The sequence below is a fragment of the Treponema sp. OMZ 790 genome, from assembly GCF_024181285.1.
GTDB lineage: Bacteria > Spirochaetota > Spirochaetia > Treponematales > Treponemataceae > Treponema_B.
Genome location: NZ_CP051201.1, coordinates 2,372,907 through 2,389,132, shown reverse-complemented (window position 1 = coordinate 2,389,132; position 16,226 = coordinate 2,372,907). Strand labels below are relative to the sequence as shown.

Sequence of the window (16,226 nt, the reverse complement as noted above, 5' to 3'; positions counted from 1 at the left end):
ATTTTTAGGAGTTTTGCAAGTAGTGAATTTATAGGCAATAAATTCAAAAACCTCTTGACAAAATGACGGTTTGTCATTATATTGTTTGTAAATAATGACGGTGTGTCATCAAGGAGTTGTTTATGTACATTGTTGAATCTGTTTTTGATTTGAGCTATTTGGCTCTGGTTATGGCCCTAAGCATAAAGCTTTTGTTACAAAAGGATAGAACGGCAAAGCTGTTTGGGCTTATGGCTCTTCTTTTAGGCGCCGGGGATTCATTTCACCTTCTTCCCCGTGTAATTTCTATGTGGCACAAGGGCGGTTTTGAGGCAAATGCCTTCTACCTGTCAATCGGAGTTTTAATAACTTCCATTACAATGACTATTTTTTATCTTATGTTCTATCATTATTATAAGATAAAAACCAATACAAGCAGCAAGCATAAGGATATTCTTATATACGGTTTGGCAGTCATAAGGCTGATACTCACCGTTATGCCTCAAAATGAGTGGGGTATGGCCGATGCAAGCTATACTTGGAGCATAATCCGTAATATCCCCTTTGCTGTTCTCGGAGCCGTTTTGATTTATTTCTTTTACAAGGCTAGAAAAACCCCCGGCTTGGAGCACATGGCCTTATTAACCGCTTTAAGTTTTTTATTCTATTTACCTGTTGTCTTGTTTTCAAAAACCGTGCCTGTAGTCGGTTCTCTTATGATGCCCAAGACTGTGGCCTATGTGGGAATCGTATATGTAGGATTTAAGCATTTTATACCCAAATTCAGCCTAAGAAGTATCTTGGAGAATTCTTTTGTGTACTTGATTTTAGGTTTGGCCGCCGGTGTTTTTTTTAGGGAATTTACAAAATTCAATGGCTTTGACGGGGTTTCATATCTAAGCTTGATGCATGCCCATGTTTTGGTTTTAGGGGTTGTCCTTTCCCTGGCTGCCTACCTTGCATTTAAACAGGTCCCGTCTCTTGACGAAAAAAAACTTGCCTGTGTCAGAAGGGCTAATTATTTTTGGAATATGGGGCTTCTTATTACTGTAGTCCTCATGCTTTTGAGAGGTATTATTACTGTTTTAGGAAATAATTATACCTCAAAAGCTCAATATGCTGCCCTTTCAGGCATAGCTGGAATAGGCCACATCCTTTTGGCTTTCGGCCTCATATATACATTTTTGATTATTCTTAAAACAAGAGAGGATTAAAAGATTTTTTTATTATGGTTTGAGAAGGTATCTAAAATCTACAAGATTTTAGATACCTTTATTTCATGGTCAAATTAGAGTTGTTCTACTTCTTTAACTGAAAGGCCTGTTGCTTTTGCAATATTATTGTGTGATAATCCCATCTCAAGTAAATTTTTTGCTGTTTCAAGGGCTTTTTGATGAGAACCCTCAGCCAAACCTGTTGTCCGGCCCTCAGCTAATCCCTCTCTTCTGGCTTCATTCCTTTCACATTCTACATACATCTTGTATTTTTCATTAGAGAGTTCTATTGCCATTCGCCTCTCTTCATCCGTTACCCTAAAGAGTGTCGCTTCTGCCATTCTTATACCCTCCTCTAATCTGCATAATTCTTCCAACATCCCGCTTTTTTTATCTTCTTCATAGTTGGCTAAAAACCTTATCCAAAAATCTTTTAGGTTATACTCTTCAAGTTTCTTTTTCATAGTATAAACTATTAGCTCGTTTAATTCAACATAAAGATATTGAATTACCGAACCTTCAGACATTCTGACAAGCTCGGCGTTTTTAGGAACATCGCAGCCAAAAACCGAAAGGCTTATTGCATACAAAAAGTCGTCTTCTTTAGGCTCCGTCTTTAAAAAACGAGAAGCTAAACGCATAAGGTACATTTGACTCCGCCTCGGATAGTTGGCTTTCCAAAACTGTTGCATTTCAAGATCTACAAGAAGGCCTGTGTCGGTTTTAATTAAAAAGTCTAGGCGGTAGGTTTCACCCGACGGTCTGTCGCGGATGAGCTCGGTGTTTAGGATTTCGGCCTTTTTGATTTTACCGTAAGAATCTTCCAAAAAGGCATTTAGAAAACTGATAAGAGCCTTGTTTCCTTCCTCGCCTTTAGAAAACATCAGCTTAAATACCCAATCGGTCTTAGGGTTTAAAATTTTTTCTTTATTCATTGTAACTCCTTAACAGACATTATTTTCTTGCCTGCCTTCACATAATTATAGGGTTTTACTTTGAATAAATAGTAAAATTTTTTTAAAAAATTTGGAAAGTTCGAACGATTGGAAAGTTCGAATGTCGAATGTCGAACTTCACACTTCTCACTTCGTCATTCGTACTTCGTACTTTTCACTTCGCCCTTTAGCTTTAAACTCTCTTTTTTTCCTAAACCCGACTTAAAAACAAGCCGAAAATTTATTGAGATAACGATCAGTTAAAAATTAATAGGAGGTTCATATGCACGCAGTTGATGTTCGTATGCAGGCTTTGCCGGTACAGGAACCGGAAAAAAACGAAAGCCCTAGGGACATTAAAAGAGCTGATGCGGAACCTGTAAGAAACGGAGATTCATTCCTGGCAATGATCAAAAAGATGATTGCCGCCGCCAAGGATGGAAGCAAGGAGATTGATGAGGCCCGATTTGAAGATGCCCGCCTTAGGGAAGATAAAATGAGGGATTCATCGCTTCAAAAGGAAACAGGAAGGCAAGATACGGAATTCTCGGCTAAAGATTCGGCCCGTAACGCCAAGGGTTTGAATGCTGCAGAAACCGATAATCGGCCTAATTCCAAAGAAGCTTATTTAAAAGAGCTCAAGGATTTACTAAAAAAGCCTAATAACGAAACGCAAAAGCTAAATTCGGAACACTTGCAGGCTGAAAAAGTGCAAAAAGATATACCTGAATTAAATCTTAAAATTCTCAATGAGGATTTTAGGGGAGAAATTAAGGATCTTTTGCCGCAAGATGTCAAAGAAGATGAAAGCCTTACTCTTCTTTCTGATGAAGCTTTAAAAAACTTAGATAAGACAAAAAAGAAAAAAACTCAGTCCGTTGACGAAGAAAAGGCCGGACAAGCAGGAGCGTTGGCATCTTTATCCAAGACCGATAAAAAAGGCTTACCAAAAAAGATATCTCCTCAAAGTGAAGCGGTAAAGGAAAACTTAAACAAAAAGCCGATTTCCAAGCTTAAGCCTAAAATTTCTGTAGAAGACTTACGCTCAATGCATTCAGTTCAATCGGATGTTCATACGGCAGGTTCCGAATCGAGGGTGGAAACCGATAATTCCGTCGATATGGTCATCGATTTTAGCGGTAAGCCTCAAAATGCATCACAGGGCGGAGATCTTCAAAGCACTCAAAACGGCAGCGAGGCTCAAAAAACAAATCAAAGTTTTTCCGCTATGTTGGCTCAAGAAATAAGAGAGTCGGCAGCAGACTTTGTACAAGCCGGAAAAATAGTTCTTCGCGACAATAACGCAGGAGAAATAAGGCTGCATCTAAGACCTGAAAATCTTGGATCCGTAAAAATCAATTTAGAGTTGAGTGAGGGTAAAAGGGTTACCGGAACAGTAACGGTTGCCTCTAAAGAAGCCTACGAAGCCTTTGAGAAAAATTTGGATAATTTGGCTAAAGAATTTAAAGAAAACGGCTTTGAATTTGCCGAATTTAATTTAGATTGGTCGGGAACTTCGGGACAAGATGGTTTTGCCGAAAATTTTGAATCTTTTGCCGGATTTGCTTATAAAAATCCGGAACAAGATTTAAGGCAGCTTGAAAAAACGGCCGATAATCTGAGTACCTACAGTTACGTTTACGGTTCAACTGTAGATCTTTTGGCTTAAAGGGGAATCTTATGCAAGTAAATAATATTAATAGAAGCGTTGTAAACACCGCTCTTGAACAAGCGGAAATGATGAAGGATTTTAAATCCGAGATGAGTCCTGAAGAAAAGGCTCTTTTAAGCCTTCAGGTTGACACCTTGAACAAACAAAATTTTGCTGAAACAAGGGTTCCTAAGCAGCAGCTTGGGAAAGACGAATTTCTTCAGCTGTTAATTGCCCAGCTCACCCATCAAGATCCTACATCTCCGATGGAAGATACTCAATTTATCGGGCAAATGGCTCAATTTTCATCCCTTGAGCAGATGACCAATATGAATAAAAATTTTGCCGCCTTAAACGAGCTTATGACAGGCTCATCGGCTGTAAACGCCATCGGCAAAAAAGTTGACCTTGATTTAGGTTCTTCTAAAGTTTCAGGATATATTTCGGCAGCAACACGAGGTATAAATCCTGAAGTTATGGTAAACGGAAACTGGTACAACTGGTCTGCCGTTAAAACGGTTTATGCAGAAAACAATTAGGAGGCAATAATTATGATGAGATCATTATTTTCGGGTGTTACCGGAATGCAAAATCACCAAACAAGAATGGACGTTATCGGAAATAACGTAGCTAACGTAAATACAACAGGTTTTAAAAGAGGAAGAGTAAACTTCCAAGATTTAATTTCACAGCAATTAAGCGGTGCAGCCCGTCCTACCGAGGAACTTGGAGGTGTAAACCCTAAAGAAGTCGGCTTAGGTATGATGGTAGCAAGTATCGACACAATCTTTACACAGGGAGCCTTGCAGACAACGGGAGTCAACACCGACCTTGCAATTCAAGGAAACGGCTTCTTTATTCTTAAAGACGGAGAAAAAACTTTTTATACAAGGGCCGGTGCCTTCGGTATCGATAAGGACGGAACTTTGGTAAATCCCGCAAACGGAATGAGAGTTCAGGGCTGGATGGCTGAAGAAGCCGATGGGTTTAGGATAATCAATACCTCAGGCCAGACAGAAGATTTAAACATTCCGATAGGTCAAAAACTTGATGCAAAGGCTACTACAAGTGTAAACTATGCTTGTAACCTTGATAAAAGATTACCCGAATTACCCGAAGGAGCAAACCGGGCTCAGATTTTGGAATCCACATGGTCTACCGAATTTAAGGTTTATGACAGCTTCGGTGAAGCCCATGAACTTCAAATCGATTTTGCAAGAATTCCGGGAGAGGTCAATGCTTGGCAGGCAACCGTAAATGTTGATCCGACAAATGCAGAAGCTACTGCTACCCGTGTAGGAATCGGAACAACCGACGGTGTCCAAAATAATTTTATAGTCCGCTTTGACAATAACGGACATCTTGCCTCCGTTACCGACACTGCCGGAAACGTAACAGCACCTGCAGGACAAGTTTTGGTTCAAATTTCTTACAATGTAGTAGGTGCAAACCCCGATGAGGCAGGAGCTCCTACAAGACACACATTTGACGTAAATTTAGGCGAAATCGGTACTTCCAAAAATACTATAACTCAGTTTTCCGATAAGAGCACCACTAAGGCTTACGAACAGGACGGATATACTCTGGGATACCTTGAAAACTTCAGAATAGACCAGAGCGGTATTATAACCGGCGTTTACTCCAACGGTGTAAGACAGGAAATAGGGCAGATAGCCATGGCCGGTTTTGCTAATCAGGGCGGTCTTGAAAAGGCCGGACAAAACACCTATGTTCAGTCCAACAACTCAGGCATTGCAAATATTTCTACATCGGGAACAGTAGGCAAGGGCTACTTTATCGGTGGAACCCTCGAAATGAGTAACGTTGACTTGACCGACCAATTTGTAGACATGATCGTAACTCAAAAAGGCTTTCAGGCAGGAGCTAAAACAATACAAACTTCAGATACAATGCTTGAAACAGTCTTGAACTTGAAACGATAGTATGGTATAATGTAGGGTATTATTTATGATACAGGTAACGCGGCTAAACGGAACAAAATATTGGATTAATCCTCATCAAATTGAAACGATAGAGTGCAATCCTGATGTTACGTTGCAAATGCTTTCAGGAAAGTTCTATGTGATTAAAGAAAGTCCTGAAGAGATTTTGGAGGCTATAGTCGCGTACCGCCGTAAAATAGGTGTATTTAAAAATGAGTTGTAGAAGAAGCAAAAAGGGGAATATATGGATATAGCGTCGTTTATAGGAATATTCGGAGGTTTAGGAGTTGTTGCATTTGGTGCCTTCCTAGGCGGTTCAGCCGGAGGTCTTATTCATTTGCCTTCAATGTTCATTACAATGGGCGGCTCCTACATGTGTCTTTTTTTAACCTATCCTTTATCTTACACAATAGGAATTTTTAAAGTTGTAGGAAGGGTTTTTAAAGTAACCGATTACGGCGAAAAAGCTCTGGTTCAACGCTTCGTAGCTCTTTCCGAAAAAAGCCGCCGTGCGGGTCTTCTTGCATTGGAAGAAGAAATCGAAGATTTTGAAGATCCCTTTATGCGTTCCGGTTTGCGTAACGTAGTTGACGGTATAGACGGTGAAGCTATCCGCTCCCTTATGGAAAATGAACTTAACCAAATGGAAGAAAGACACAATACGTGGGTTTCTTTGGTAAATGCTTGGGCGACTCTTGCGCCCGGTTTTGGTATGTTGGGAACGGTTATTGGTCTTATAGGTATGTTGTTAAACTTGGACGATAAAAGCGCTCTAGGTCCTAACATGGCTACGGCTCTTGTTACCACCTTTTACGGTTCACTTATGCAAAACTGGTTATTGGTTCCTATAGCAACAAAACTTATATATCAAAATAATATGGAAGTAAAATCAAAGGAAATGATTATAGAAGGAGTTTTGGGAATTCAAGCCGGAGATAACCCAAGAATTTTGGCTCAAAGACTTGTTACATATTTGACTCCTTCCGATAGAAAAGCAATTGAGGCGGAAGTCCTAAAGGATTAAAATGGCGAGGAAAAAGAAACACGGAGCGGGCGCCGCAGGAAGCGGATGGCTTACCACTTATGCAGATATGGTTACTCTCATGCTTTGCTTCTTCGTAATGCTTTTTGAGCCGTCTGAGATTGATGTAACTCAACTCTTGGCTCTTTCTGCGTCAATAAGCGGTGACCCGACGGGAGGCGGTCTTTCCGTTTCTGCCGGCAGACTTTCAGACCTTGGAAACACCATAAGCTCCCTGCCTTCAATGGAAAAAGGAAAGATGCTTGCGACGGCCTTAAAAAAAGCCGTTTCTCTTTTTGCTCCCGAAATTAAAACAAATAAAATTGCGGTTACAAGCGATGAAAGAGGAGTGGTAATAAGTTTGGCGTCGGACGTTTTCTTTTACCCGGGAAGTGCGGAGCTTAATATTGCCGAATCCAGAGACACACTTTTAAACCTCGCCCAATTTTTATCTTCTCAAGACCTTGCTTCTCATAGATTTAGGGTTGAAGGCCATACGGATTCCGGCGTAACGGATTCTGATGTATGGAAAAGTAATTGGGAGCTTTCATCTGCAAGAGCAATAAATATTTTGCACAGTCTTACAGATTTTGGAGCTCAAGAATCCCGGTTTTCTGTAGCCGGTTATGCGGACACACGTCCGATATTTTCGAATGATACGGCAGAAGGCAGAGCCTATAATAGGCGGGTTGATATAATTATTCTTGATGATGCACACTTTTAGTAAAAATAGAAATGTGCCGATTATGATAGTAAGGAGAAAATTATGGCTGATAATGACTTAATGGATGACGATGATATTCAGGAAAACATGAGTTCATCTGTAGACACCAAAAAACGAGGTGCAGGTCTTATACCCATGTTGATAAAATGGGTTGCTATTGTATTGGTTGCTCTAATTTTCATTGTTACCGTTGTTGTTATTACAATGAACATAAGAGATAAGAAGGGTGCATCTCATTCAATATCCCCCGTTTCTGAAGAATATCGGGAAACAAGGGATGTTTTTCAATGGTATCAGGCAATCGGTATTTTGAAAGTACATACGGCCGATAGAATTCCTGCAACTTTGATAGTTGATGTTGCATTGGGATATACCAATAACGATAAGTCGACACCTCAGGAACTTTCTGCAAGAAAGGTCGAAATAATAGACTTTTTACGTTCCTATTTTAAGAACAAAACTACGGCAGAATTAAAACAGGAAGAAAAAATAAAGATTGAAATAAAGCACGAAATAAACGATAATGTACTTACAAAAAATAAAATAAAGGATGTTCGCTTCACGCAATACGACATTGTTGAACAATAAAGGATAGGAGAGCCATGACAGAAGTTCTTTCGCAGGATGAAATAGATCAGCTTCTCACCGCAATAAGCTCAGGGGATACGGATACTGAAGATTTTCGTGCCGTTAACGATACCCGTAAAATAAAAATTTACGACTTCAAACGTCCCGATAAATTTTCTAAAGAGCAGATGAGGACGGTACAGATGATGCATGAAACCTTTGCCCGTCTCACAACCACCTCTCTTTCGGCTCAGCTGCGAAGCATGGCTCATGTTCACGTAGCAACTGTAGAACAGCTTACGTATGAAGAATTTATAAGATCAATACCTACGCCGACGACCTTGGCGATTATCAACATGGATCCTTTAAGGGCAAGTGCTCTTTTGGAAATAGACCCTTCGGTTACCTTTTCGATTATAGACCGCTTGTTCGGCGGTAAAGGACAGGGCTCAAAGGTTCAAAGAGAATTGACCGAAATCGAAAGCTCGGTTATGGAAGGAGTTATAGTCCGTATCCTTGCAAATATGAGGGAAGCATGGACTACCGTAGTCGATTTACGTCCCCGTTTGGGAAACATAGATACCAACCCGCAATTTGTTCAGATTGTAACCCCTTCGGAAATGGTTCTTTTGGTAACCTTGGAAACCAAAGTCGGTGAAGAAGAAGGAATGATGAATATCTGTCTTCCTTATATTACCCTTGAACCGATTATTTCAAAATTATCGACACAGTTTTGGTTTTCTTCGGTCAGGAGGGCTTCAACAGGTCAATATGCGGCTGCGATTAAGGATAAACTTTCTTCGGTTGAAGTTGACATGGTTGCCGAGGTAGGTTCCTTGGATGTTTCAATCAGGGACGTTCTTAATTTGAGAGCCGGAGACGTTGTACGCTTACCCAACGTAAGGGTAGGGGATCCCTTTAAACTCACAGTAGGAAGCAGGCCTAAATTCTCCTGCCAGCCCGGTGTAAAGGGTAAAAAATTAGCAGTTCAGATTTTGGAAAAAATAGAAGATATTAGCGGTGATGAATTCGAAGAATTAACATCGGAAGGAGATGAGTTGTATGAGTGATGGTTCAATTTCTCAAGATGAAATAGATGCCTTGTTATCGGGAGTAGGCGGAGGCGGAATTGCACCGGCCCCTGCTGCAGGTGCAGGCGATGATTTGGCTAGTTTTAAAAAAACAGCCTTGCTTCAATTTATAAAAGAAAATATTCCGGGGCTATCTTCTAATTTGGAGTCTATGACCGGTAAAAGTGTCGCTATTTCGGAGCCGGTTATCGAGCTTTCAGATAGGGAGACCTTTTTAAGAAAGGTTTCCGAAATGGCGGTTGCGACCCTCATTGATTTTTCAGGATCTATGACAGGTGATCATGCCTTTATGATGACACCTGAGCTTGCAAAAAAAATAGTCAGCTTGGTTAACCATGAAGACAGCGTAGAAATAGACGATATGGCCCTTTCGGTTATAAGCGAGACAATAGCTCAATATGTCGGTACGGAACTTAGTTACCTTGAGCGTGCCGGGCTTACCGGCGTTTCATCTGCTCCGGCAGAATCTTCACATGTTCCTAAGGCTATGATGAGATTGCCTCAGCGCAGCTTTATAAGTGTCACGTATAATGTACAGCTTGATGACTCAGCATACCAATTATGGGAGATTCTTCCTGAAGATGTTGTCGATAAAATAGCTTCTGCTATTGCAGGGCCTGATCCTTCAATGCAGACTATGGGAGGAGATGCCGGAGCACAAGGCATGGCGGCAATGGGAGGTATGCAAAATATGGGCGCAATGCAAAACGGAATGATGGGCGGTATGCAGATGGGGGCTATGCAAGCAGGAGGCCCTGCACAGCAAATGTTCGGTTCCGGTATGGCCCAAGGATCGCCTCAGCAAGGAGGAAGTATGCAGGCTATGAATAATATGGGCATGATGCCTCAAATGGGAATGGGCGCTAATGTTCAGCCTGTTCAATTTCCGCCCCTTCAGGGTTTTGTAAGTCAGGAAGAGCAGGGTAATATCGGTCTTATCATGGACGTCTACATGGAAATGACCGTAGAATTAGGGCGCACAAAGCGAATGATTAAAGAAATCCTCGGAATGGGTGAGGGGCACATTATTGAGCTTGATAAGCTTGCCGGTGAACCTGTCGATGTTCTTGTAAACCACAAACCTATAGCCAAGGGCGAGGTTGTAGTTATAGAAGAAAGTTTCGGTGTCCGTATTACCGAAATTTTGTCTCCGGCGGAGCGTATTTCGGATATATAAAATTAAAATCGGGTGGGGGCTTTAATGAGGTTAAGAAAAAAACTTTCTTTTGTTCTTTTCTTTTTGTTTTCGGTCTTGTTGTTTGCTGAAGGTGACAGTCCTTCTACAGGTGATGAGGCCTTACCTTCCGAGTCGGGTATTTTGCTGGATGCAGATACGGAAAAGACTACGGATAGAACAGAAGATTTACCTTCAAGAAATGAGACAGGCTTTGATTTGAATGTTGCAGAAAGATCTCAATCTTCTGTTTCCGTTCTTTTGCGTATACTTATTTCTTTGCTGGTTGTATGTATTTTAGCTTACGTTGTACTTAAATTCATAAAAAAATATTCGACAACTTTTTCTTCTGAAGATCCTTATTTAAAAAGCGTTGCTTCAATCAACCTTGCTCAAGGTAAAAGTATCCATGTAATCACATTGGGCGAAAAAGCCTATCTTGTAGGAGTTACCGATTCTTCAATAAACATGATAGGAGAAGTTGAAGATAAAATTTTGGTCGATACCATGAATTTGGAAGCCGAACGGCGCAGTTCCTTGCCCAAACGGGATTTTGCTTCTATGCTTTCGTCGGTTTTTAAAAACACAAAAAATAACGGCATTGATGTCAATTTTTTTGAAGCGCAAAGAGAAAGATTAAATAATGCCGCAAAAGGACAGCCGGAGGAAAGAGAATGAAAAAAAGATTTTTAGTTGTAATCTTTTTCGTCATGGTCCTTTTTGTTCCGCTTCAGGTTTTTTCGCAAGCAAGGTTTCCTGAAGGCTCTACAGCCGGAAGAACGGATGCCGACCCTAACAGACAGGCTGGGCGCATTCCTTTTATCGATTTTTCGATACGGGAACCTTCCACAAATAAGGATGTGGCCTTTTCCGTTCAGCTTTTAATTTTTATTACTCTTATTTCGATAGCTCCGAGTCTTTTAATGCTGATGACGAGCTTTTTGCGTTTGAGTATTGTTTTGGATTTTGTGAAAAGGGCTTTGTCTTTGCAGCAAGTGCCTCCGACTCAGGTTTTAAACGGAATAGCTTTCTTTTTGACTCTTTTTATTATGTGGCCGACCTTCACTCAGATATACAATAATTCCTATAAACCTATGAGCGAGGGACAAATCGGAATAGAAGAAGCTTATAAAGAGGCGGAAAAACCTATGCGGTATTTTATGTACAAGCAAATGCAAAAAAATCCTGCACACATCCGTACCTTTATGGCTATGGCAAAACTCCCAAAGCCGAATACTCTTGCAGATGTTCCGACGCATATTTTGATTGCAGCCTTTATTCTGCATGAACTTACAATAGCTTTTCAGATAGGTATATTTTTGTACCTGCCCTTTATTATAATAGATATGATTGTGGCCAGTATACTTATGTCGATGGGTATGATAATGCTGCCTCCTATTCAAATATCTATGCCGTTTAAATTGATTCTTTTTGTTATGGTTGACGGCTGGGGCCTCCTTTTCGGTAAACTATTTGAATCTTTTTTATAGAATTTTAACCATCTTATAGCTTCTTGCTGCTCTATTTTTACCCGCTGGAAAAATCATCTAAAATTTGCTATAGTGCAAGCCGAGGTTTAAATGAAGACTATAAAAATTATTTTTCTTGCAGCATTCGTGCTGCTTTTTTTTGCCTGCGGAGGCAATAAAAAAATTGATGGGCCCAAAGTTGTTACGGCCTCATTGGGTGCAGAACCGAGTATTTTGGATGCTGCAAAGGCTTCGGATAGGTATTCTTTTATAGTGCTGGACTATATAAACGAAAACCTTACCGATATCTTAACCGAAGATAATGGGGAAAGAAAGGTTCTTCCGGCCCTTGCCGAGTCTTGGACTCATAATGCCGATTATACCGAATGGACTTTTAAATTGCGTGAGGCCTATTGGTCTGACGGCGTAAAGATAAGGGCTGAAGACTTTGTGTACAGTATTCGCCGTATCATCAATGCCGAATCTGCCTCTCCCATGGCAATGTACTACGACTATATCAAAAATGCCCAAGCCATTTTAAAAGGAAAACTGGATTATTCCGAAATAGGCATCAAGGTCCTTGACGAAAAAACTCTTCAAATTATAACTGAAAATCCCATAAAAAATCTTCATGAATTTGCTGCAAAAATTCCTCCCCAGAGGGAAGATATTATAAACCAATTCGGATTATCCTATGGAAGTGAGGCCGAAAAAATAATTTGCAGCGGGGCCTTTAAGATAAAAACTTGGGTACATAACAGCAAGATTGAGCTCGTTAAAAACGATAAATTTTGGAATGCCGAAAGGGTAAAAATAGATGCTCTTACATTTAAAATAATAAATGAAGAAAATGCCGCCTTAGGCGAACTTTTAAACGGAAGCATCGATATTGCAAATGCTTATTCCATAAGCTGGATAAACAAGCTAAAAAAAGAAAACCGCTTTGCCGAAATACACGGAGTTGACAGCCGAGTTCAATATATTTTTATGAATCAAAAGGATAAGCTATTTTCAAACAAAAAAATTCGTCAAGCTCTTTCGGCAAGTCTTGACCGCAAAGAAATTTGCACGGACTTGTTTGACGATATTTATAAACCGGCCTACGGCTTTGTTTCGATTGCAACCGAGCTTGAAGGTAAAAATTACCGCAGTCTTGCAGGTGAGCCGATTCAGGAATTGATAAAAAAAGTATCTGATCCTAAATCTCATTTTATTGAAGGCTTAAAAGAGCTCGGACTTGGGGATGACCCGTCAAAAATAACGATTTCTATAATGTTCCCATCACACGAAAGTTCCAAGTTTGACGAATATTTACAAAATCGTCTTTCAAGCGTACTTGGAGTAAATGTAGAGCTTGATAAAATTGAGGGAACGGTCTTTAAAAAACGGAATAAGAGCTTGGACTATCAGGTTGGTTTTAAATCCTGGGGAGGCGGCATTGATACGCCGGCAAGATATCTGGATCTTTTTTTACCCGGCAACAAAATTGTTCCGATAGGCTGGGAAAATAAGGAGTATACAGACTTGGTTCAAAAGGCAAAGAAAAGCTCCGATTTTAACGAACAGTTGGAATGTTTTAAAAAAGCGGAAATGATTTTATTGGCCGACGAATGCGGAATTGCTCCCTATGCAAACCAGACCTATAATATCTTTATGCAAAAAAGATTAAAAGGAGTTAAACAGTTTTATCCGGGTACCTATAATCTAAAGTACGCCTTTGTTGAATAAGACAATTAAAATGCTTTTTCTAAAATAGAAAACCGCTTACAAGATGTTATCTTGTAAGCGGTTTATTTTTAACCTGTTTTATTTGACTCCTAAGTTTTTATTATCGATTTTTATAAAACATTGTGTTATAATTATTGTTAATGATAATTCAATATTTTGTAGGAGGTATAGTATGAATACTTTAATTGAAAGTCTTAGCAGCTTTGCAGATTGGCTTTGGGGGCCGCCGCTATTAATTCTACTTGTCGGCGGAGGTTTTTTGATTACTTTGCGTTTGGGGTTTTTCCAGTTTAAATATTTGGGATTTATCTTGAAGCAAACATTTGGTAAGATATTTACCAAAGGAGAAGGAACAGGTACCGTAACTCCATTTCAAGCGGCAACGGCTGCTTTGGCATCATCGATAGGAGCTGCCAATATTGTTGTAGTTCCTACTATTATCTTTGCAGCAGGCCCGGGTGCCGTTTTTTGGATGTGGGTAACAGCTATTTTAGGGCAGGCTACAAAGTTTGCGGAAATTGTTCTCGGCATTAAATACCGCGAACAAAATGCCTTACAAGAGTATGTGGGCGGTCCTGCATACTACTTAAAAAAAGGAATAGGAGGAAAAATAGGTAAGGTTTTAGGATTTTGTGTATCCTTTTTCTTTATGCTTGAAATATTACCTTCAATTACATTGCAAACATTGTCTGCTGTAGGCCCCATCGAAAAGCTGGGAGAGAGTTTTTTTAATACCGATATTGCTGCAACCCGCTATGTTGCTATCGGATTTATTTTTGTGCTTGTAGGATTGGTTGTATACGGCGGTATCAAACGTATAAGCAAGGTAACGGAATACCTTGTTCCGTTTATGGCTCTGTTATATACAGTATGTTCTTTGATAATTATTTTGATAAACATTAAAAATGTTCCGTCGGCATTTAAGATGATTTTTATCGGAGCCTTTAATCCTGCTGCAATTGCAGGAGGAAGTATAGGAGGCGGAATTTTATTGGCTATTCAAAAGGGTGTTGCCCGCGGAGTTTATTCCAACGAAGCCGGTATGGGGTCTGCCCCTTACGCACATTCAACGGCAATTACCGACCATCCTTGTAGACAGGGTATGTGGGGTGTTTTTGAAGTGCTTGTGGACACCCTTCTTGTTTGTACAATGTCTGCATTAGTTGTATTAACAACAGGAATATGGAAACAAAGCGAATTTTCAAGTATTGCCGTAGAAAGAGCTTTTAATCTTTCCTTTGGGTTTACCGGTTCTGTTATCATATCTATTTCGCTTTTCTTATTTGTTTTATCTACTATTTTGGTAATTGTTTACTATTGTGAAAAATGTGCGGAATATTGTTTTGGAACATTTATAGGAAAATTAGTTAGATTCATTGCTACTTTAATGATTGCTGCGGCAGCTTTTATAAAATTTGAACATGCAGGCTTTATACTCGATATAACCCTTGCCCTCGTTGTTATTCCAAACATGGTAGGAATTATATGGCTTAACAAAGAAGTCAAAGAACTTGCTGAAGATTTTTTTAAAAATAAAAAATATAATCCGGGGCAGAAAAAATAATTTGAGCTGGAGATTATATATGTTGTATAGACAAAATCAAAAAAAGCGTGTATCATTACTGTAGAATCAACATTGAGGAGGTTAATATGTTGAAAACGAAGTATATTGATTTGCCTACAATGGCAAAGTATCTTAAATCTGTAGGTGCCGAAAAGGTTATTGAAAGACTTGTTCCGTATTTGGAAGAAGATTATAAAAGATGGAACGATTTTGATAAAGTTCCAAGAATGGCTCATCACAGTCCTATCGGAGTTATTGAGCTCATGCCCATAGGAGATTCCAAAACCTATTCTTTTAAATATGTAAACGGACATCCTGAAAATCCTAAACATAACTTTTTAACGGTCATGGCTATAGGCGTTTTAGCCGAAGTTTGTACAGGGTTTCCGCTTCTTCTAAGCGAGTTGACTTTGACAACCGCTGTTAGAACTGCTGCAACATCTGTAATGGCTGCAAAATATCTAGCAAAACCTAATCCCAAAAAAATGGCTTTGATAGGAAACGGATGCCAAAGTGAATTTCAGGCTCTTGGATTCCATCATATTTTGGGTTTAGAAGAAATTTATTGCTATGATGTCGATCCTGCTGCTACCGATAAGCTTATGGATAACCTTAAAGACGTAAAGGGGTTAAAGCTAATTAAATGCAGCAGTACAAAAGAGGCTTGTAAGGGAGTGGATATTATCACTACTGTTACAGCCGATAAAAAAAATGCTATTATCATTACTCCCGATATGGTTGAGCCGGGTATGCACATAAATGGTGTAGGAGGCGACTGCCCGGGTAAAACTGAGCTTGACTCAAAAGTTCTATCTATGGGCGATGTTTATGTAGAATTTGAACCTCAAAGCCGAATTGAAGGTGAAATTCAGCACATGGACGAAAGCTTTAAGGTTACCGAAATTTGGAATGTAATCAAAACAGGTAAACCAATAAACCGCAAGCCGGATGAAATTACTATTTTTGACTCCGTTGGGTTTGCCCTTGAAGACTTTTCAATGCTCAGGTTGATGTATGATATTGCAAAAGATGAGAATGTCGGTGTTCCCCAAGAACTCGTTCCTGTTTTAGAAAATCCGAAAAATTTGTATGGTCTTTTGAGATAGTCTTTTCTCATAGATTTTAACAAAGGGCTTAAGACTTTTATAAGTTTTAAGCCCTTTTCT

The 16,226-nt window shown here is 39.7% G+C and carries 16 protein-coding genes; 15 read left to right on the top strand and 1 reads right to left on the bottom strand.

Translation table 11 applies throughout. The annotated features are described in order from the left end of the window. Window positions 1–122 precede the first annotated feature (122 nt). Window positions 123–1,193 (top strand): DUF2871 family protein, encoded by a 1,071-nt coding sequence (locus E4O01_RS11315; RefSeq protein ID WP_253692291.1) that lies wholly within the window; start codon window positions 123–125, stop codon window positions 1,191–1,193. Window positions 1,194–1,267: 74 nt separating this feature from the next. Here the strand turns inward: E4O01_RS11315 and E4O01_RS11310 are convergent, their stop codons facing one another. Continuing rightward, window positions 1,268–2,128 (bottom strand): Rpn family recombination-promoting nuclease/putative transposase, encoded by an 861-nt coding sequence (locus tag E4O01_RS11310; RefSeq protein ID WP_253692290.1) that lies wholly within the window; start codon window positions 2,126–2,128, stop codon window positions 1,268–1,270. Window positions 2,129–2,411: 283 nt separating this feature from the next. Here E4O01_RS11310 and E4O01_RS11305 point away from each other — a divergent pair, with 283 nt between their 5' ends. From E4O01_RS11305 to E4O01_RS11240, 14 genes are all read left to right on the top strand, one after another. Continuing rightward, the gene (locus E4O01_RS11305; protein WP_253692289.1) at window positions 2,412–3,797 is read left to right on the top strand and encodes a flagellar hook-length control protein FliK; all 1,386 of its coding nucleotides are present in this window, start codon (window positions 2,412–2,414) and stop codon (window positions 3,795–3,797) included. Window positions 3,798–3,808: 11 nt separating this feature from the next. After that, entirely contained in the window at window positions 3,809–4,318 is a 510-nt protein-coding gene (gene flgD, locus E4O01_RS11300) for a flagellar hook assembly protein FlgD (RefSeq protein WP_253692288.1), read from the top strand. A gap of 12 nt (window positions 4,319–4,330) precedes the next feature. Beyond that, window positions 4,331–5,722: a flagellar hook protein FlgE gene (gene flgE, locus E4O01_RS11295; RefSeq protein ID WP_253692287.1), complete on the top strand. Its 1,392-nt coding sequence runs from the start codon at window positions 4,331–4,333 to the stop codon at window positions 5,720–5,722. 25 nt (window positions 5,723–5,747) lie between these two features. After that, window positions 5,748–5,945 (top strand): flagellar FlbD family protein, encoded by a 198-nt coding sequence (locus tag E4O01_RS11290; RefSeq protein WP_253692286.1) that lies wholly within the window; start codon window positions 5,748–5,750, stop codon window positions 5,943–5,945. A 21-nt stretch (window positions 5,946–5,966) separates the two neighbouring features. Further along, entirely contained in the window at window positions 5,967–6,746 is a 780-nt protein-coding gene (locus E4O01_RS11285; protein ID WP_253719268.1) for a motility protein A, read from the top strand. 1 nt (window position 6,747) lies between these two features. After that, a complete protein-coding gene (gene motB, locus E4O01_RS11280) occupies window positions 6,748–7,467 on the top strand; it encodes a flagellar motor protein MotB (protein WP_253692284.1) in 720 nt (239 codons plus the stop codon). Between the two features lie 42 nt (window positions 7,468–7,509). Next, entirely contained in the window at window positions 7,510–8,055 is a 546-nt protein-coding gene (locus E4O01_RS11275) for a flagellar basal body-associated FliL family protein (protein WP_253692283.1), read from the top strand. A 14-nt stretch (window positions 8,056–8,069) separates the two neighbouring features. Further along, window positions 8,070–9,104: a flagellar motor switch protein FliM gene (fliM, locus tag E4O01_RS11270; RefSeq protein ID WP_253686675.1), complete on the top strand. Its 1,035-nt coding sequence runs from the start codon at window positions 8,070–8,072 to the stop codon at window positions 9,102–9,104. Continuing rightward, window positions 9,097–10,302, top strand: a complete 1,206-nt coding sequence (fliN, locus tag E4O01_RS11265) for a flagellar motor switch protein FliN (RefSeq protein WP_253692282.1) — start codon at window positions 9,097–9,099, stop codon at window positions 10,300–10,302. The genes fliM and fliN overlap by 8 nt, the downstream gene beginning before the upstream one ends. A gap of 24 nt (window positions 10,303–10,326) precedes the next feature. Beyond that, the gene (gene fliO, locus E4O01_RS11260; RefSeq protein WP_253692281.1) at window positions 10,327–10,977 is read left to right on the top strand and encodes a flagellar biosynthetic protein FliO; all 651 of its coding nucleotides are present in this window, start codon (window positions 10,327–10,329) and stop codon (window positions 10,975–10,977) included. Then, window positions 10,974–11,789 carry a flagellar type III secretion system pore protein FliP gene (gene fliP, locus E4O01_RS11255; protein WP_253692280.1) on the top strand — a complete coding sequence of 272 codons (816 nt, stop codon included), beginning with the start codon at window positions 10,974–10,976 and terminating at the stop codon, window positions 11,787–11,789. Before fliO ends, fliP begins: the two co-directional genes overlap by 4 nt. A 90-nt stretch (window positions 11,790–11,879) precedes the next feature. Beyond that, entirely contained in the window at window positions 11,880–13,496 is a 1,617-nt protein-coding gene (locus E4O01_RS11250; protein ID WP_253692279.1) for a peptide ABC transporter substrate-binding protein, read from the top strand. Window positions 13,497–13,668: 172 nt separating this feature from the next. Beyond that, a complete protein-coding gene (locus E4O01_RS11245; RefSeq protein ID WP_253692278.1) occupies window positions 13,669–15,060 on the top strand; it encodes an alanine/glycine:cation symporter family protein in 1,392 nt (463 codons plus the stop codon). Between the two features lie 86 nt (window positions 15,061–15,146). Then, the gene (locus E4O01_RS11240) at window positions 15,147–16,166 is read left to right on the top strand and encodes an ornithine cyclodeaminase (RefSeq protein ID WP_253692277.1); all 1,020 of its coding nucleotides are present in this window, start codon (window positions 15,147–15,149) and stop codon (window positions 16,164–16,166) included. The last annotated feature ends 60 nt before the right edge of the window (window positions 16,167–16,226 follow it).